This window comes from Sinorhizobium saheli (assembly GCF_001651875.1).
GTDB classification, from domain to species: Bacteria; Pseudomonadota; Alphaproteobacteria; order Rhizobiales; family Rhizobiaceae; genus Sinorhizobium; species Sinorhizobium saheli.
In genome coordinates this window covers 44,063-62,101 of the sequence record NZ_LNQB01000076.1, presented here as the reverse complement: position 1 = coordinate 62,101, position 18,039 = coordinate 44,063, and the positions used below count along the sequence as shown (strand labels likewise).

The following is an 18,039-nucleotide window of genomic DNA, read 5'->3' as shown; positions in this document are numbered from 1 at the left end:
GGGGCTCTCTTGACGGTATCCGTTATTATCAAGACCTTGAACGAAGAGAAGCGGATCGCCGCAACGATCGAAAGCGCGCTTGCGGCGCTCGAGGGCAAGGGCGGCGAAGTCATCGTCGCCGACAGCGGCTCGTCGGACCGCACCGTCGAGATCGCCTCGCAATATCCCGTCGTCATCGCCCAGATCGCGCCGCCGGCGCTGCCGAGCTGCGGGATCGGGCCGCAGCTCGGATTTCAATATTCGCGCTGCGACCATATCTGCCTCATCGACGGCGACATGCTGCTCGACGCCGCCTTCCTCGATGCCGCCCTGAAACTCCTCGCCGACAACCCCTCGCTCGGGGGCGTCACCGGGCATGTCGAGGAGATGCATGTTTCCAATCTGGAATTCGCCCGACGCGTGCGTCGCAACGCGCCCGAAAACCGCGCGGGTCCGATCGACCGCATGAACGGCGGCGGGCTCTACAGGCGCAGCGCCATCGAGGCCGTCGGCTATCTTTCGGACCGGAACCTGCACGGCTACGAGGAGTTCGAACTCGGCATCCGGCTGAGAAGCGCCGGATGGGGGCTCTATCGTCTCGACCGCCGTTTCGTCCAGCACTTCGGCCATACGGTCAATTCCTACCGCCTCCTCGTTCGCCGCTGGAAGAGCAAGTATCTCTACGGCATCGGCGAGCTGCTGCGCGCCTCTCTCGGCAAGCCCTATTTCCGCCAGGTCCTCAAGGAACTGCCGGAACTGAAGCTGTGGGCACTCGTCTATCTTTGGTGGCTCCTTTCTTTGGCGCTGATCCTGTTCCTCTCCGACAAGCTCATGGCGTTCGCCGCGGTCGGCGCGATCTTTGCGGGCGTCCTCCTGCTCGTGAGTCTCAAAAAGCGGAGCTTCAGCATGGGGCTCTATACGGTCGTGGCCTGGTTCTTCCACGCCGCCGCCCTTCCCGTCGGCTTGCTGAGACGCCGCCGGCGGCCGAGCGATCCGGTCGAGAGCAGGCTCCTCGGGAAACCGGCATGATGAAATCCTGGCCGGTCGCGCTGCTGGCGGCTCTCATCAGCTGCGCGGCCCCGCCCGCCGGCGCCTCGGATCAATGGGTGCCGGTTCGCGACGTGTCGCTCGAGGTGCAGCCGGGCAGCCCGCTTGATTTCTCCTCTCTCCTGCCGAACACCGTGATCGACGCCGAGCATCGGCTCGTCGCCGGCCCGGACGGACGGCTGGCCTTCGCCCTGGCGCCGGAAAAGCCGGTCAGGATGCTTTGCGCCTCGCTCGCCTGGAGCCCGGCCTCGGGCGGTTTTCCGGATCATCAAGGCGCCGACCGCTATGCCCGCCAGCTGGCGATGCACGGCTACAACATCGCCCGGCTGCACTTCGTCGATGCGAGCCTGATGGCCGGCAGAGAGAAGGATTTCGATTTCGACCCGGAGACGCTCGACCGCGTCCACTACCTGCTCGCGGCGCTCAAGCGCAACGGCATCTACTGGATCATCGACGGGCTGTCGTCTCCGCGCGGCGCCTATGGCGGCCATGGCGACCGATGGGACGCGAACGGCGATCTCAAGCTCCGGCTGCATCTCGACGATGCCGCCTTCGCCCACTGGAGGACGCTGCAGCAAAAGTTCCTCGCCCGCGTCAATCCTTATACCGGTATCGCGACCATCCGCGACGATGCGCTGGCCGTGGTGATCCTCGCCAATGAGAACGGCATCGAATTCGACAGCCTCGTGCATGAGCGGCCCGGCGATCCCGCCTATCGCGAGGCGCTGGCGGCACCGTTCAACCGGTGGCTGGCGGGGCGCTATCGCACGACGGAAGCGCTCGCGGAAGCCTGGGGCGACCTCGGTGCTGAGGAGCGGCTCGAGGCGGGCTCGGTGAGGCTTCCGGCCAACCGCTATGAAGATGGCCCGCGGATGCGCGATCTCCAGGCCTTCTTCACCGAAACCGAGCAGGCGTCGGCGGAGCGGATGAGCAGGGCGCTGCGCGATCTCGGATACAGCGGCCTGATCAGCACCTACAACAATTGGCCGACGGTGCAGACCGCGCTCAGCAGGCGCGATCTCGATGCCGTGACGATGAACACCTATCACGACTGGGTCGGCGGCTATTCGCCCGGAGCCACACTGACGCAGGCAAGCTCGCTCGCCGATGGCGCCAACTACATGCGGATGATCGCCGCGGCGCGCTGGCTCGGAAAGCCCTTCATCGTCAGCGAATACGACCACCTTTTCTGGAATCGCTACCGCTACGAGGCGGGGCTCGTCATGCCCGCCTACGCCGCGCTGCAGGGCTGGGACGTGCTCTGCCGGCACGGCCACGGGCCGATCGTGCTCGCCTATGGCGAGCCCTATCCGCACAAGAGGCAGATGCTCCCCTACGCGATCGCGCTTGACCCGGTGGCACGCGCCGGCGAGACGCTTGCCGCACTTGCCTTTCGGCGCGGCGACGTCGCCACCTCCGCCGTCACCATTCCCTTTGCCGTTCGCGGCGCGGCGGATTTGGGCGAGGACATGCAAGCCCGTGAACCCGAGCGGCTGACGGAGCTGGCGCTCGTTGGGCGTATCGGCCTTATGGCCGACGAACGGTTCGATGGCGAGGTCGGCGTGATGCAGCCGCGCGCCCAAGGTGCCAGGGACATTCTCGACGCGCTGCGGGGTGAGGCCGTGCTCCCGTCGGACAATCGCACCGACAGCGAAAGAGGGCTTCATCAGAGTGATACGGGAGAATTGCTGCTCGACCGGCGGTCGGGGCAGCTTCGGCTCTCGACGCCCCGGACCGAGGCTGCCGCATTCTCCTCCCTGCGCGAGCCGGTCGACCTCGGTGAGATGCGCATCGAGCAGGCGGACGGGAACGGCCTTGTCGCCCTCTCGGCGCTTGACGCCGGGAAAGCGCTCGCGACGAGCCGGCGCCTGCTCCTGATCTTCGCGACCGATGCGCACAATACCGGCATGGTCTTCCGCGACAGCGAAGAGAAGATCATCGAGGATTTCGGCGAGCTGCCGGTGCTGATCCGCAAGGGCTATGTCGATCTCACGCTGTCGAGGTCCGCGGCCCGGTGGAAGGTCTCGCCCGTCGGCCTCGACGGCACCGTCTATCCGCCGGTCGATCAAGGAAGCGGGCCGGTCGCATTCCGGCTCTCCAACGACACGCCCTACGGACCGACGACCTACTTCCTGCTGGAAGTCGAGGAGGGATGAGGCGGGCCGGGCAGCACGCTTCCGCTGTCAAGAGCCGTGCTGCGGCCGCATTGACGATTGCATTTGCGGGCTCAACCTGATTTCTGTCCTGCGAAGTCGGAGCGGGATGCGGGCGGTTTTCGCCCGCATCGCGCCCGAACCCTTGGAAGAGAGAGCAGGCAGGGGAAGTGTTGCAAGCTATGGACGGTTTGCCCGAGGCGGCGGACAAGGCCTGGTGGCCGCAGCCCGGCATGAAGCTCGGCGCGACCTTCTTCGTGCGCCGGGCCTTTCCCTGGCTCGGCCGCTATTTCAGCGATCGGCCGCTTGCCTCGACGCTGACGCCCGGCATCGAAGGCATCGTCTCCTGGGGCGGCCGCATTCCGGCGCAGAGCGCGATGGCGATCGCCCGGATGCGGCGATTGCCGCACTGGCACCTGGAGGACGGGTTCCTGCGTTCAGTCGCCCTCGGCAAGGACGGCGGGGCGCCGGTCTCGATCATCGTCGACGATCTGGCGCTGCCGGTCGACGGCGGGCGGCCGTCGCGCCTCGAACGACTGATCGCGGCAGCGGCGGGCGGCGTGGACGGCGCCGGAAAGCAGATCCGCGAGCAAATGGTTCGCCACAAACTGTCGAAATACAACAACCTGCCGCACCGCCAGCCGGCCATCGAGCCGAGCCATCGGCGGCGGATCCTGCTCGTGGATCAGGTCCACGGCGATGTCTCGGTACCGCGCGCACTCGGAAGCCGCCGCTCCTTCGACCGGATGCTGAACGATGCGCTTGAAAGCGGCACCCAATGCGTGGTGCGGACCCACCCCGACGTCATGGCCGGTTATCGCAGGGGCTACATCACCGAACGCGCCGGAAGGACGACCGGGGTCGTCCTTCTCGCCGACAAGGTTTCGGTTGCCTCGATCCTCGACGTGGTCGACGAGGTCTGGACGGTCTCCAGCCAGGTCGGCTTCGATGCCCTGCTGCGCGGCATACCGGTGCGTTGCTACGCCGTGCCGTTCTATGCGGGATGGGGGCTGACGGAGGACAGGGGCGGCCCGGCCGCGTTGCCCGCTCTGGCAAGGCGGGCGAGCGCGAGGCCGTCGGTCGACCAGCTCACGGCGGCGGCGCTGGGGCATTACCCGAGCTACCGCAACCCCACCAGTTGGGAACCGATGGATGTCTTTACGGCGATCGATCTGCTGGTCGCCGAGCTCGCCCGGCGAGGGCGGGCATAGCCCGCGAAGACGACGTTCAGAAGAGGAAGCATGTGCCGCCATGGCCGACGGGAGGCAACGTGCCAGCGGCGACTTGACCGCTGGCACGATACCCGGGGCATCATGCCCAAGGCTGCCTGTACCCCACGAAGAGGACTGTAAGCTGAGGAGCCGGCGCAGGCTATTGCCTCGTGCGCCGATCTTTATCCGCTATGCGCGTGCCGTGTCCGTTCGGCGCATAATTGCAAGCGCTAAAATAAAGCGCATGCATCATTCCGGTACTCTCGCTCCCCGAGTTGAGCTCGATCGCGGCAGGTTAGAGTAAACATCCTGTGAATTGTCGCCGTGCCGTTTTCACTCATAGGTAATCGTGTCGCCGTTTCGCGGCCGGACGAAGAAATTCTGGTCGAATTCATAGGCACCGGCCCCCGTGAAGCTTTCAAACAGGCCGGAGAAGATCGTGTCCAACTTGTATTGGACGCGCGTTACGACCATCTGTACGCCCTTTTCCTGCAGCTCATCCGGGATCTCGACCGGCGACGCCTGTCCGGCGGCAAGCGCGGCGGTGCCGCGGGCCGCTGACCAGTTCACCTTCTCGACGCCCTTCTTGTCGATGTCGACCACGCACAACACCACCTTCAGCTCGCTCGAATCATAGGGATCCAGAATGGAGCTCACGCCCGACAGGATGCTGGCGACGCTCGCATCGCTCCAACTCGTCTGCATGGCAATGATCTCGCTGGTGGTCGAGGCGATCTGGTTGATCTTCCTGCGAACGGTCAGTCCCTGGCCGAGATCGACCAGCCCGGCAAGAAGCAGCAGCATCAGCGGCAGCAGAAGCGCGAATTCGATTGCGGATGCGCCGTCCCGGTTTCCGCCGAGGCGCTCGAGAGGGTGGGAAATGCGTGTCGTGTGCGGTCTCATCCGGCTTCCTGCGATTAAAACGGCTCGTTGCGGAACAGGACCGAGGCACCGAGCAGGTAACTGCCGTCGGCGAGCTTGTGGCTCGAGAGCGAATAGAGGCTGACGATCGGCGACCAGGGCAGGAAGGCCTGGACCATGACGTAATCGCTGCCGTGCCCGATATCGAAGCCTTGGGTGATCGCGACCGTTCCGCTGTTGTCGATCGCCTTCATAGCGCCGGAGGAGGAGGAGTCGCTGAGCGTGTTGACCGCCACCAGCAGGCTGTCCGAGCAGTCGAGAAGATAGAGAAGGTTGCCGCAGATCTCCTTCTTGAACTCAGCCATTCCCATGCCGTCGTCGGACGCCTGGCCCGTGCGGATGAGGCGCGCGGACTTGTGAACCGCGGCATCGAGCGCGGAATCGACGAAGAACATCGCCGCGCATTCGAGGATGCCGAAGATCAGCACGAATGTCGGCAGGGCGAGGAGCGCGAATTCGATCGCCGCCACGCCCGATCGGTCGCGCAAAAGGCGCCTGAGCAGTGAACGCTGCGTCATTGGGTGAGCCGAACGGAAGTCAGATATTGAGTGAAGAGGCTGGAAAGTCCCTTGGCGATCTCGTCTTCCGATGCGGCCGAGATGAAGAGGTCGGAGGAGGAGGCGCAGTCCTGCAGCGCGGTGGGGATATAGTCCCGCCTGGCGGTATTGCCGCTCACGCCGTTGTGCAGCGTGCCGCCCCAGGTCGTCGTCCACTTGCTGTTTGACATCGACTTCGCCAGAGTTTCCCTGTAACCCCAGTCGTCAGGAATGGCGAGGTATTCCGTATAGAGTACGGCCAAGGTCGCCTTCTTGTCCTTGAGATAATCGCACCAGTCCGGATTGAGCGGCGTAACCCGGCCCCAATTTCTGCCGTTATCCTTGATGACCCAGTCGCGGTGCGACTGGACACCATCCGTTAGCAGGAGAACGAGCTTCAGCGGCGAACTGGCCGACGCGCCATCGCCCGCCTCCCCGACCTTTTTCTTCAACCCCTTGAGGGCGATGTGGAAATATGTGGCCTCCGTAGAGGTTGCACTTGTCAGTCCGCTCTCATCTTGTAACAGCTTCTTCCGTGCGGCGCTCGTGGAATAGGTGGGGGCCAAAACTTCAGATATGTCCTCGCCGAGACTATAAAGGCCGACCTTGATCCTCGAATGGTCTTGATCGGCGTCATCGATCATGTTGAGGACTTCTTCGACGGCGTCCAGCGCGACATCGGTGCGCAGTTTCACGCCGAGACTTTTGATGTAGTCGTAATAGGTTGGCGCCAGAATCGCCCCCTTCTTGTTCGTCTTCACCGGATCGTCTGCGCTGTGGCACGCGAACTCGCATTGTATGTTCGGGTCCGCGCGCAGCATCGACTGGCCCTGGCTCGTCGCCGCAAGCAGCATCGAGGGCGACTTGTCGAGGACGATGTAGACATTGAGGTACGAGGTCGCCGGTCCTTCGATCGCGCTGATGACCCCGACCGGGACGGTCTTGATGTTGGCCAGTGTCATCAGCGTCGTCGGCACCGTTCCGGCGGCCGAGGCGCTGATCGTGTGGCCGCTCTTGTCCACCTTGATCGAGGTTAGGTCATAGGTCGAATCCTGCCGGTCGGCCTGGGCGTCGAACCATTCCTTGATCTTTTCGGCGATCTCGTCCTCGTCGTATTCGTCGATCTGCTTGATGGCGGCAACGAGCGCGGCGTCGAGGTCCGACTGCATCTTGTTCTGGACATTGTAGGCGCGGGCGTAGTCGAGTCCGGCTCCGACCGCGAGGATCATGGGCACGATGCAGAGCGCGACCGTGATCGCCACGTTGCCGCCGCGGTCGGCGAGCATCGCCGCTATGCGCTTGGCGATCCAGGGACGCAGGGGCCCGAAATTGAGACGCATGTGCTGCCAGCCACTTCCGTTTCTTTGAAAACGGATGCTTCACGGAAAAATATTATCCGGGCGTAAATTAGAATGGGCTGGCGCTATCCGATTGACGCGACGCTATCCGTATCGCGCAGGAATGAGCGAGCGGCGCCTTGAAAGGGACGTCGCGTCAACCCCTGCGCTTGCCGCGCAGCCTCGCGGTCTCCGACGGAGTCTGGCCGAAGGCCTCGTGGTATACGGCCGAAAACCGCCCCATGTGGGTGAAGCCCCAGGCCCGTGCGACTTCGGCGATCGCGAAGGTATTGCTCTCGTCGGCAAGCGCACGGCGGGCGCCCTCCAGCCGCATCTGGCGCAGAAAGCTCAACGGAGTCGTATCCTTGAACTGCTGGAAGGCCGCCTGCAAGGCACGGACGCTGGTGCCGGCCTCTCGGGCTATGTCGGCGACGCTCATCGGCTGCGCGATGTTAGCGACCATGTACTCGATCGCCCTTTTCAGGTTGCGCGGCATCGCGGGCGATACCGGGCGGGCCAGCCGCTCGCTGTAATTGTGGGGGACGGATTCGAGAATCGTGACCATCGCGGCGCGGAAAAGGTGATCGGCCGCGATGGCTGAAACGCGATCGTCCGGCTCCACATCGAAGCAGTCCCAGAGCAGATTCCCGAGCGCGGCCAGTCGCGAGCCGAGAGGCGACGACATCTCCACCGTCGCCGAAAGCTCGATATCGTTGAGGATGGGCATGTCGAGCAACTCGCTGAGTTGGGAAACCATCGCGCATTTGTCGAAGGCGATGCCGATATGGCCGCGATTCTCGTGAATTGTCAGCTTCTCGAAGCGCGACATGTTGCCGATCAGCAGCGCTCCGGAATCCGATGTGAGGCGCATGCGGCCGGCATCGATCTCCATTGCGCTCGATAGCGGAATGTAAAGGACGTAGACATCCGACGGCTCCGAGAACGTCACCTTCATTCCCGAATGGCACTTGCCGCTCCAGATGCTGAAAGGGCCGGCTGAATAATGCCGGTCCTCGACCAGGATGCGTCGGCCGCGCACCAGCGGCTCAACCTTTGCGGGCGACAAGGTTCTTGCATAATGTTCCGTCATCTCGTCGGCATCAGCCTCGACGATCCGGAACGACTGGCGTTGAGGAACGTACCTCATTATCGGCCTGGAAAGACACGGCGCGCATCCGCCAACAACACGCCGAATGGCGCCGATACGGTGATCAGGTCCACGCCACCTCCTTCCTACAGGCGTCCAACGCCTGCATATTATCATACAAATAAGCGTACATTAGCGTCCGCGTAAACTCTTATTCTGCGCGCGTTGTCCGGAATGCGAGAAAATCAGCCGAAAACCGCACAAATTGGATATGACCGCGTTCCGGCACGCGCCGGCACAAAAACAACGGCTTGACGTCCACGGGGACTCGATTGAACGCGACGCGCTCTAGGGCGGGATGCGCTCACATGCGTTCGCGCCACCGCTCTATCTGTTTGTTTTTGCCGCATTTGTGCGACGTCAGGTGATTCCCTGATTGCAAAATGCTCTACCGCCACTTGCGCAATGTTTGCGACGGCGTTTGCCCGAAGCGCTTCTTGTAGTCGGCGGCGAAACGGCCCAGATGGCCGAAGCCCCACCGGAAGGCGACATCAGCCACCGTCGTCGTGGCGGGAGCGCTGGTCAATTCGCGGTGCGCGGCTGCGAGGCGCAGTTCCTGCAGATAGGCCATGGGTGTCGTCGCCCGGAACTGCCGAAAGCCCTGCTGCAGCGTGCGCACGCTGACGCGCGCCGCCGCGGCGACGTCGGCAATGGTGATCGGGTCGCCGAGATGGGCGTGCATGAATTCGATCGCCCATTTCACATGACGCGGGGCGGGCAGGGCGGCCGGCCGCCCGAGCTCGTCGGAATAGCGGTGCGGAACGGCTTCGAGGAGCAGATGGGCGACGGCGTCGCCGAGCGCACTGAGCGCCAACGGCGCCCGGCGCAACGGCGCATCCCCCCGCAAGCCCCGGCATGCCGTCTCGACCAATTGCGTCAGCATCTGGCCGGCGCCGGTATCGACGTCGAGGCGAGGGGTAAACTCGAGGCTTCCCTCGACCGGCCGCTCGATCATGGCTGCCAGGAGGGCGGTTAGCCTGTCGTTGTCGATGAAAGTGGTGAGATGCCGACGCGAGCCGTAGAGCTCGCCGCGTGCGTTGCGTGTGCCGTCGACGATCGTGGCGTGGCCGGGTGCCGAGTGAAGTTCGTCGCGGCCGTTGTCGAAAAGAGCGTCGCCCTCGATCGGCAGGAAAACGAGCAGCCGACCGCTTGCGGCGAGGCGCTGGCAACGAATGTCGCCCTGGTAGGCGCAGTCACCGAAGGTCATCGGGCCGGCGGTGAAGAATTCGCCGCGAAAGGCCAACGGTCCTCCGCCGAGCGGCTCGACGATGATCGGCGAACGGGGTGTCGAAAGCGCAGCCGCAAGTTCGTCGGGATCGTTTCCCTGGAACACTGTGCTTGACCGATGCGACATCCACAACCCTGTCCTGCCTTGGCGCGGCGACGGCACCGTCCGGCGTCGGCCGGCCGCGGTCCGCCTCGCCGCTTGCAGCCGGGAGTAAGCATTAGTGATTATGAATCTCTATCTATGCGGATGAATATTATCGCTGCGGGGATACGTCATGCGCTAACCGGATAGGAATGAGTATGCCTTCGTATGTCTTTTGTATTCCGGTGGACATATTCAGGAAAAAGGTTCCGTCAATTCGAGATCGATTCCGATCAGAGCAGTTTGTACTGCGCCATCGATCGCGAGAGGAACCATTCAACTGGAGCATGCGAAAGTCATAACATGAGGATGAAGGGCTAATGCGGGAGCGAACGAACAAGAAAGGACCGAGCGCGATCGACGCGCATGTGGGCAACCGGATTCGTTTGCGCCGTCTCGCCTTGGATTGGAGTCAGACGAAGCTCGGTGAAGCGCTCGACGTGACCTTCCAGCAGGTGCAGAAATACGAAAAGGGCATCAACCGGATGGGGGCAAGCCGCCTTCAGCGTGCGGCCGAGGTGATGGGCGTCACCGTCAGCTACTTCTTCGAGGGGGCGCCGTCGGTGCCGCAAGGCGCGAATAATGATGGCGCCGCCCTCTCCAGCGACGAGATGCTGCAGTTTCTGGCGACCGAGGAGGGCATGGCGCTCAATCGGGCATTCCTCAGGGTGCCCGATATGCAGGTCCGGCGGAAGATCGTGGCGCTGACGAAGTCGCTGGCGAAGATGGAGCCGGAGATGTCCGAGGAATAGCGCCCGCCAACGATCTGAACCACCGGCATGCGGCCTCAGATCATTTTGCAGTCAGGTGGAATCACCTGACGTTGCGCAAATGCGGCAAAACAAACGGATGGAGCGGCGGCGCGAACGCATGTGAGCGCATCCGGCTCTTAGGCCGCCTGGCCCTCTACCAGGAGACGCACGAGCATCAGTCCGGCAACGAGACCGATGAGCGAAAAGGCGAAGGAGGAGGCGGCATAGAGGGCGGCGTCCAACCTTTGGCCCCGGTCCCACAGGCTGATCGTGTCGAGCGAGAAGGTGGAGAAGGTCGTGAAGCCGCCGAGCACGCCCGTGGTGAGGAACAGGCGCACCTCCTGCGGCAGCTCACCGCGCAGGGCGAAGTATTCGGCGAGAAGACCCATGATGAACGAGCCGGCGACGTTCACCGCCAGCGTGCCATAGGGGAAGGCGACGCCGAGCAGAAGGGCCGCGAGCTGGTTGGCGCCGTGACGCATCGCACCACCCAGTCCGGCGCCGAGAAAAACGATCAAATAGGCCATCGCCAGAACCTTCCGGTAGTATCGCTTTCGCGCCCTTCTGCTGCGGTCGCGCGCCGGGGCGATCGGCCTCGGCGGCGCGGGCGGGCAACCCGCCGATACGCTACCCCTTACAAAGACGAGTCTGCTCCCGTCAATATTGCGCCGGCCTGGCTTGTCGCGACCTGCGGCATTGCCCGTCAATCGAGGCGGGCATAGTATCAGTCGTTGCCACCACCTCGTCGGCGCAGTCTTGCGGAAGGGGCCAGGCGAAGTGGCCGCATCGCGCCGGGAGAGCGTTATGAACGAGGCGCCCGATCAGGGGGAGACGACGGAGTTGCCGGCCGCCCCGGCCGAGCGGGGTTCCCCGTCCCATCCCAGGGCAGATGTCCTTGCCTTGCTGCCGGACCCGGCGAGCGCCCGGGCCTGCCTGGACATGGCCGAGGATGCCGCACGCGCCGTTCGCGGGAACATGGCGGCCGCGCATATCGGGGCGGACCCGGAGAGGATGATTGCGGCGCCCGAGGAGATCGATCTGCAGCGGCTCAGGGATCTGGATGAAGGCTCGCCGCAGCACCGCTTCGAATGCGTCTCGCGCGTGTTCGAGGACTGGAAACAGGCAAGTCCCGACCGAAAGCCGTTCCGGTTCAAGGATTGCCGCGGCGATCTCGGTCGCTGCGTTGCTGGCGAATGCCGCGAAAGCGCGCTGGTCGTGATGCCGGCCCGCGGCAGCCTCGATGCCCGCGATGCGTTTCATGACGTGCTCTTCAACGAAGGCAAGCTGGTGCTCGTGCCGCCCGCGGGCGCTTATGCCGGCCATCTGCTGCGGCATGTCGTGATCGGCTGGAGGCCGCATGCTAACGTCCGCGGGGCGGTGGTGGCGGCCAGGCCCTGGCTCGCTTCCGCCGAGCGGATCACGGTCCTCTGTGTCGATGAAAACCATCAGTCCACGGCGAGCGAACTTCTCGCAGAACTCGACCTCGCAGGCGACGTCGTCTCCATCCGCTCGCAAGGCCGCCCCGTCGGGAAAGCGATCCTTGATTTTGCCGCCACCGTCGATGCGACCTGTCTCCTGATCGGCGCCTACCGGCATGGATATCTCATCGAGCTCATTCTCGGCCGTGACACGCGATATCTGCTCGCCCATAGACCCTTGCCGCTGATGATGAAGCATTAGACGCGGCTCAAAGGGCGCTCCGCTAAGTTGAGCTGTCGATGCGGACCAGGCCATCGCGCGACCCGCCTCGGGGCTTTCGTTCGTTCGGCGGCCGCTATCCGAAAAGTGCAGGATCAGCACAAAAAGCGCAGCCGAATCTTGCAAAGGATGCAAAGCCTTGCAGGCTTAAGTATCTGTTAGGACGTTAATTTAGATTAGTGGAATATCAGAATGCGGGGCATTGCTTCCCCAAGGGGAGCGACGCGCCGAGACGTGAATGAGGAATGATATGATTGCGCTGAGCCGACCCCCCATTGCAGCCACTGATGGCGCCGGGCGCGTGAACGGCCCGGAACGCCAATCTGCCGGTTCACGCGAAGCGTCGAACATCGTTGTCTTCCCGGCCAATGCGCCTGAAGACCGCGCCCGGGCCGCCGATTTGGAGCGTGCGCGCGACGCCATGCTCGCGATCGCCCTTCAACTCGATCAAATCCATTCAGCGTTGTCAGAGCCGCGGCTGCGGGTTCGCAGTGGAGACCGGATGAGCGGCGGCGGGTTGGAACCGGACGGACGCGCGATCGATCTTTCGGCGGTGACGAGCCAGGCAGTGGGCCGATAAGATGTCTTGGTTTTCGAGGCCGGTGAACAAGCCTCGTCATTCGGTCGAGCAATACATTCGATCGATAGGCCGGCACTATGCCCACGCCGTCATCGTCGTGACGCTGCTGATTGCGGCCACGTATCTGACGGTGATGGTCGCTCTCGAGCGCCATGGGCTGCAGCAGAACATCAGCTTTCTGACCAGCAACCAGTTCATCCGGTTCCAGCAGCTTTCCACCCAGACGCGCGCGCTCATGCGCGCCTCCGCCGATCCCAACCTGCCGGAACACATCACCGGTCCGATGCGCGGCGACATCCGTCGCGCCATAGACGACATCCGCGCCATGAGCTGGCAACTGGAAGAGCTGCACCGCAGCATCGGCCAGAACCTCCTGGAGTGGCTCATTCCCCGCGACGAAATATCCGAGCAGTTGCGCCTCGAGCTCAACGAGCGCCTGGAAGACTTCCTGAAACGGGCCGCGAAAGTGGCGGATGCCAGCACGCAAGACCGGCGCGAGCGCTACTCCTTCTGGGGACCGATCGACTTCGCCGTTGCTTCCGACAGTATCCTTGTGCGCCAGTTCGGAGACCTCATCCGCCACGCCCACGACCGCAGCGGCGTCAGCATCGACAATGCCAAGGTGATGAGCGCCGGCCTTCTCGCACTCATCGCGGCCACCGTCATCCTGGCAAGCGCCCTGCTGTTCAGCCCGCTCCTGAAGAAGCTTCGCAACGAACATCGCCGAGTGATGGCTTTCGAGAAGCGGCTGACGCTACTTGCCCACACCGACGCGCTTACCGGGCTCAACAACCGCTCCTCGTTCAATCTTGCGCTCGGCAACCTCTTCGCCGAGCTGGAGCGGACCGGCACCGGCTTTTCGATGCTGCTGGTCGACCTCGATCGCTTCAAGAGCATCAATGACGGCCTCGGCCATCCGGCCGGCGACGCCGTGCTCCGCCACGTTGCCCAGGCGCTCCTGAAGACCTTCCGGTCCGGCGATGTCATCGCGCGGCTCGGCGGCGACGAATTTGCCGTGCTGTTGCCGGGAATATCCGACGAAGCGATGCTTGCGACCGTCGCCGGCCACGCCGTTCATGCCATCGCGGCCGACATTCCCTTCGACGGGCGCAACCTGCAGGCTTCGGCGAGCATCGGTGGTGCCGTGGTGCCCAGTCATGCCTCGGATGCATCGAGCCTCATGCGCGTCGTCGACCTTGCGCTCTACACCGCCAAGAGCGGCCGCAACACCGCCGTCATCTTCGACGAGGCGGCGCTTGCGCGCCGGCTAGAGCAGAACCAGCTTTCCCTTGCCCTCGTGCTGGCGGCCGATCGCAACGAGTTTGTGGTGCATTATCAGCCGAAGGTCGACCTCTTGACGGGCGAGCACCTGGGTTTCGAGGCGCTGGTGCGCTGGCAGCATCCGCAGCTTGGCATATTGCCTCCCGGGCGCTTCCTGCCCTTGATGGAAGGAACGCATCTCATCCGCGGCATGACCCGTGCGGTGGTGGCGGCCGTCGGCCGCGATCTCAGCGCCTGGAAGAGGGCGGGGCTCGCTCCGGGGGCCATCTCCGTCAACCTGCCCGAAGTCCTTCTCGTCGGCGAGGAAGGCTATGGCCTGCTCGCGGAAGCGATCCGGGAAAACGCCCTGGAGTGGAAAGATTTCGCGGTCGAGATCACCGAAGACGTGTTCCTCAATCGCTGTGCCGACCACATCCTCAAGACCGTCACCCGCTTCCGCGAGCACGGCCTGTCGATCTCCCTCGACGACTTCGGGACCGGATTTGCGTCGCTCGTGCACCTGCGCGATTTCCCCTTCGACGAAATCAAGATCGACCGGAGCTTCGTCGCCGGCATCGGAGCGGACGCGCGGTCCGAGCAGATCATCCGCGCCATGATCGACCTCTCGCGCAACCTCGGCAAGCGCTGTGTCGCCGAGGGCATGGAGACGGAGGGGCAGCGCCGCTTCCTCATGGATGCCGGCTGCGAAATCGGCCAGGGCTACCTGTTTGCCAGGCCCCAGCCGGCCGCGATCGCCGGCGAGCGGCTGCCGAAGCGGCCCGCCGGCCCTGCCAGGGCGGGCGGCGGTTGGCCGCGCGCAGGCAAGGTTGCGGCATCGCACGAGACACCGCCGAGGATCGCGCTCGTGAGCATCGGCCGGGGAGGGCAGCGGGAGTGAAACGGGGGATCGAGCGGGCTTGCCTGGCGGCGGTCCTGTCGCTTGCGGTCCTGCATCAGGCCGCGGCCGCCGATCGGCTCAGCGCAGTCGATGTGGTGCATTACTGGATATCCAAGAGTGAAGCGGCGGCACTCGACGTCTACCGGAAGGCATGGACGGCTGCCGGCAATCAGTGGATCGACCTGCCGGCGCAAAGCAAGGTCGCCGTGCAACGAATCGTCAGCGAACGCGTCGCCAATGGTTATGCGCCTTCGGTGATGCAATGGAACGCCAATGAGGGCGCGCGCGAACTGCCGGAAATGGGGATCGTGCTCGACATCGAAGATGTGGCGAAGGCGGATCGTTGGCGCGACGTCCTGCCGGCCACGGTGCTCGACCGCATCAGCTACGAGGGCAAGATCTATTTCGCGCCGACCAACGTCCATGCGGAGAACTGGCTCTGGATAAGCGAGGCAATCTTCCGGGAGATCGGCATGGCGGCGCCGCAGACCTGGGACGAGATCTTCGCGGCGACCGAGAAGATCAAGGCCGCAGGCCGGCTGCCCATCGCGCTCGGCGGAGGGCGCTGGGAGGTGTCCCTGATGTTCAACAACATCATGCACTTCAAGCTCGGAAGCGACGGTTACAGCCGGACGATCGCGGGCGATCCGACGATCGTGCGCGATCCGCGCATGGCCGAGGCGCTCGAAATGCTGCGGCGCCTGTCCCGCTATGTCCAGCCGCTTGCCGAGCGCGACCGCCTGACATGGGCGGATGCGACGGCCGCCGTCGGACGCGGCGAGGCCGGCATGCAGTTCATGGGCGACTGGGCCAAGGGCGAGTTGTCGGCCCGCGGATACGTCGTCGACAGGGATTTCGGCTGCAGCCTTGTGCCGGGCACTGAGATTGCCTATTTCATGGTGATCGATGCCTTCGCCTTTCCGCTGACCAATCGCGAGGGCGCCGCCGAAGCCCAGCAGGCTTTCGCGCGCATGGTGCTGGACCGCGACAATCAGCTCGCCTTCAGCCGGATCAAGGGTTCGTTGCCGGTGCGCACGGACGTCGATCCGAGCGGGCTCGACCGGTGCGGCCGCCTCGGTCTCGAGATGATTGCGGCGAAGAGCGGCGTGAGCGCGCAATCGATGGCGATGCCGACCCAGATGTCCGAAGGCTGGATCGGCGTTCTCACCGATTTCTTCAACGACGAGACTGTTTCGGTCGAAGCCGCCCAGCGGCGGCTCGAGCATGTCCTCAGCCAGAATTGAACCGCCCCGGCGGGTCAGCCGGCCGAAGGGGCGGCGGTCGAGGCGCGCAGGATCAACTGGCTTTCCAGCGGCGGCGGATGAGCGGGGTTGCGGCCGGCAAGGCAGGTAAGCAGGTAATCCGCCGCCTGGCGGCCGATCTCGGCGTTGTCGACGCGCATCGTGGTCAGCGGCGGGTCGGTCTGCTCGGCCATCGCCACGTCGTCGAAGCCGGTGACGGAAAGGTCCTCCGGCACCCTTATGCCGAGCGCGCGCGCTTCGAGGAGCGCGCCGATCGCCAGCGCGTCGTTTCCGCAAACCACCGCCGTCGGGCGCGGCCCGGGCGCCTCCATGATCGAGCGCAGGCTCTCGCGGCCGAAGGCAATCGCCGCCGGGCCCTCGCGCACATGCTGCGGCCTTAGCGCCAGACCTTCCTCCGCAAGTGCCGCACGCAGGCCCTCGATCCGTGCCATGACGCGGTCGTTGTCGATCGACGGCTGGTGGATCAGCCCGAAATCGCGGTGGCCGAGATCAAGGAGATGCCGGGCGATCCGCCGGAAGGCGGCGGCGTTGTCGAAGCCGACGCTCGGATGCGGGGAGCCCGGCCGGTGCGAATAGGTGACGACATAGGGAACGCCGCGCGCCGCAATGGTCTCGAACATGCCGGGCCGGTGCGATTCGCCGACGATGGCGAGCGCCTCGACGCCGCGCGCCAGCATGGTGCGCACCTGATTGGCCGCCTGGTCGGCATCGTAGTTCGAGCAGCCGATCAGCACGGTGACGCCATCGGCCGAGAGCCGCGTCTGAAGCGCGCCGACCTGCGAGGCGAAGACGTCGTTGTCGAGGGTGGGGATCAGGACGCCGGCAAGCCAGGTCCGCCGGCTTGCAAGCGCAGCACCCGCCGGATGCGGCATCCAGCCAAGCTCGGTCGCGGCTTTCAGCACCTTTTCGCGTATCTCGGGCGCAACCTTTTCCGGCGCGTTGAAGGCGCGCGAAACCGTCGCCGTCGACACGCCGGCGAGCGCCGCCACGTCGAGTGCCCGCGCTCCCGATTGCCCGTTCCTCGTTTTGCCTGCACGTGCCATGCGAACCGACGCTCCCTCGATCGATTAGACATGTATACGCTTACAGATATTTTTCCAGTCTTTTTGCGATGTGTTGACAGAAGCCGTGAAACTGCTATGTAAGCGCTTACATAAGCCGGCTGCGGGAGGTGGGCATGTGGGGCATTGAGGGTGTCCGCATGCACGAAAAGCAGCCGTTTGAGGAGGAGGCTTCCTTGATCGCGATTCGCAAGTTCCTGCTGAACCCGATGCAGTTCGTCATCGCCGCCTGCCTGGCGGCCATGCTGGTGCTCGTCTTCGGCAATGTCGTCCTGCGCTACGCCTTCAATACCGGCATCCCGGTGTCGGACGAGCTGTCGCGGCTCCTGTTCGTCTGGATGGTTTTCCTCGGTGCGGCGGTGACGCTGTTCGAGCAGGCGCATCTCGGGGTCGACACGCTGGTGCGGCGGCTCTCCCGCAAGGGCCGCATCGTCTGCTTCGCGCTTTCCAACCTCCTGATGCTCTATACGACCTGGCTCGTTTTCAGCGGCACCTGGCAACAGTTCGGCATCAATCTCGGCATGACGACGCCGGTCATGGGCATCTCGCAGGCCTGGTTCTTCGTGCCGGTCCTGATCTTCACGGCGCTGGCGGCCGCCTGGTTCTGCCTGTCGCTGCTGCGCTCGCTGAGCGGCCGGATGAGCGACGACGAGCTCATCGGCGTCAGGGAGTCGGAGGAGGATTTCGATATCACCCAGATGCCGCCCGGCGACGCTCGCCCCCGCTGAGCGGTTGCCCGGCGCCATACGCCTGTCGCCTCGAAGAGTTTGCAGCCGCGACCGGGCCGGACAGGGTCATTCGGTCTCCTGCGGCAAAGGTTGGTCCGCG

General features: G+C 64.4%; 16 protein-coding genes. 9 read left to right on the top strand and 7 right to left on the bottom strand.

Going from position 1 to position 18,039, the window contains the following annotated elements:
* The first annotated feature begins 9 nt into the window (after nt 1-9).
* The 3 genes from ATB98_RS17465 to ATB98_RS17455 all read left to right on the top strand — a co-directional run bounded on the left by ATB98_RS17465 (nt 10) and on the right by ATB98_RS17455 (nt 4,390).
* Nucleotides 10-1,008 carry a glycosyltransferase family 2 protein gene (locus ATB98_RS17465; RefSeq protein ID WP_066875762.1) on the top strand — a complete coding sequence of 333 codons (999 nt, stop codon included), beginning with the start codon at nt 10-12 and terminating at the stop codon, nt 1,006-1,008.
* Nucleotides 1,008-3,182, top strand: coding sequence for a glycoside hydrolase (locus ATB98_RS17460; RefSeq protein ID WP_066875863.1), 2,175 nt, complete (start codon nt 1,008-1,010; stop codon nt 3,180-3,182). Before ATB98_RS17465 ends, ATB98_RS17460 begins: the two co-directional genes overlap by 1 nt.
* 179 nt (nt 3,183-3,361) lie before the next feature.
* Nucleotides 3,362-4,390, top strand: a complete 1,029-nt coding sequence (locus ATB98_RS17455) for a capsular polysaccharide export protein, LipB/KpsS family (RefSeq protein WP_066875761.1) — start codon at nt 3,362-3,364, stop codon at nt 4,388-4,390.
* Nucleotides 4,391-4,723: 333 nt separating this feature from the next.
* On the opposite strand, the gene ATB98_RS17450 is transcribed toward ATB98_RS17455, so the two are convergent.
* From ATB98_RS17450 to ATB98_RS17430, 5 genes are all read right to left on the bottom strand, one after another.
* Nucleotides 4,724-5,293, bottom strand: a complete 570-nt coding sequence (locus tag ATB98_RS17450; protein WP_066875760.1) for a TadE/TadG family type IV pilus assembly protein — start codon at nt 5,291-5,293, stop codon at nt 4,724-4,726.
* Nucleotides 5,294-5,307: 14 nt separating this feature from the next.
* Nucleotides 5,308-5,829: a TadE/TadG family type IV pilus assembly protein gene (locus ATB98_RS17445; RefSeq protein WP_066875759.1), complete on the bottom strand. Its 522-nt coding sequence runs from the start codon at nt 5,827-5,829 to the stop codon at nt 5,308-5,310.
* The gene (locus ATB98_RS17440) at nt 5,826-7,187 is read right to left on the bottom strand and encodes a TadE/TadG family type IV pilus assembly protein (protein ID WP_066875758.1); all 1,362 of its coding nucleotides are present in this window, start codon (nt 7,185-7,187) and stop codon (nt 5,826-5,828) included. The genes ATB98_RS17445 and ATB98_RS17440 overlap by 4 nt, the downstream gene beginning before the upstream one ends.
* Nucleotides 7,188-7,341: 154 nt before the next feature.
* The gene (locus ATB98_RS17435; protein ID WP_066875757.1) at nt 7,342-8,331 is read right to left on the bottom strand and encodes an AraC family transcriptional regulator; all 990 of its coding nucleotides are present in this window, start codon (nt 8,329-8,331) and stop codon (nt 7,342-7,344) included.
* 388 nt (nt 8,332-8,719) lie between these two features.
* Nucleotides 8,720-9,685: a helix-turn-helix transcriptional regulator gene (locus ATB98_RS17430; protein ID WP_066875756.1), complete on the bottom strand. Its 966-nt coding sequence runs from the start codon at nt 9,683-9,685 to the stop codon at nt 8,720-8,722.
* Between the two features lie 335 nt (nt 9,686-10,020).
* Between ATB98_RS17430 and ATB98_RS17425 the strand changes: the two genes are divergently transcribed.
* The gene (locus tag ATB98_RS17425) at nt 10,021-10,452 is read left to right on the top strand and encodes a helix-turn-helix domain-containing protein (RefSeq protein WP_066875755.1); all 432 of its coding nucleotides are present in this window, start codon (nt 10,021-10,023) and stop codon (nt 10,450-10,452) included.
* Nucleotides 10,453-10,589: 137 nt separating this feature from the next.
* On the opposite strand, the gene crcB is transcribed toward ATB98_RS17425, so the two are convergent.
* The gene (crcB, locus tag ATB98_RS17420) at nt 10,590-10,979 is read right to left on the bottom strand and encodes a fluoride efflux transporter CrcB (protein ID WP_066875754.1); all 390 of its coding nucleotides are present in this window, start codon (nt 10,977-10,979) and stop codon (nt 10,590-10,592) included.
* Between the two features lie 277 nt (nt 10,980-11,256).
* Here crcB and ATB98_RS17415 point away from each other — a divergent pair, with 277 nt between their 5' ends.
* From ATB98_RS17415 to ATB98_RS17405, 4 genes are all read left to right on the top strand, one after another.
* Entirely contained in the window at nt 11,257-12,132 is an 876-nt protein-coding gene (locus ATB98_RS17415) for a universal stress protein (RefSeq protein WP_066875753.1), read from the top strand.
* Between the two features lie 268 nt (nt 12,133-12,400).
* The gene (locus ATB98_RS29035) at nt 12,401-12,730 is read left to right on the top strand and encodes a hypothetical protein (RefSeq protein ID WP_153436006.1); all 330 of its coding nucleotides are present in this window, start codon (nt 12,401-12,403) and stop codon (nt 12,728-12,730) included.
* A gap of 1 nt (nt 12,731) precedes the next feature.
* A complete protein-coding gene (locus ATB98_RS17410) occupies nt 12,732-14,888 on the top strand; it encodes a putative bifunctional diguanylate cyclase/phosphodiesterase (protein WP_066875752.1) in 2,157 nt (718 codons plus the stop codon).
* A complete protein-coding gene (locus ATB98_RS17405; protein WP_066875751.1) occupies nt 14,885-16,132 on the top strand; it encodes an ABC transporter substrate-binding protein in 1,248 nt (415 codons plus the stop codon). Before ATB98_RS17410 ends, ATB98_RS17405 begins: the two co-directional genes overlap by 4 nt.
* A 14-nt stretch (nt 16,133-16,146) precedes the next feature.
* Here the strand turns inward: ATB98_RS17405 and ATB98_RS17400 are convergent, their stop codons facing one another.
* Nucleotides 16,147-17,193, bottom strand: a complete 1,047-nt coding sequence (locus ATB98_RS17400; protein ID WP_066875750.1) for a LacI family DNA-binding transcriptional regulator — start codon at nt 17,191-17,193, stop codon at nt 16,147-16,149.
* A 194-nt stretch (nt 17,194-17,387) separates the two neighbouring features.
* Here ATB98_RS17400 and ATB98_RS17395 point away from each other — a divergent pair, with 194 nt between their 5' ends.
* Nucleotides 17,388-17,939, top strand: coding sequence for a TRAP transporter small permease (locus tag ATB98_RS17395; RefSeq protein WP_084435534.1), 552 nt, complete (start codon nt 17,388-17,390; stop codon nt 17,937-17,939).
* Nucleotides 17,940-18,039 lie beyond the last annotated feature (100 nt).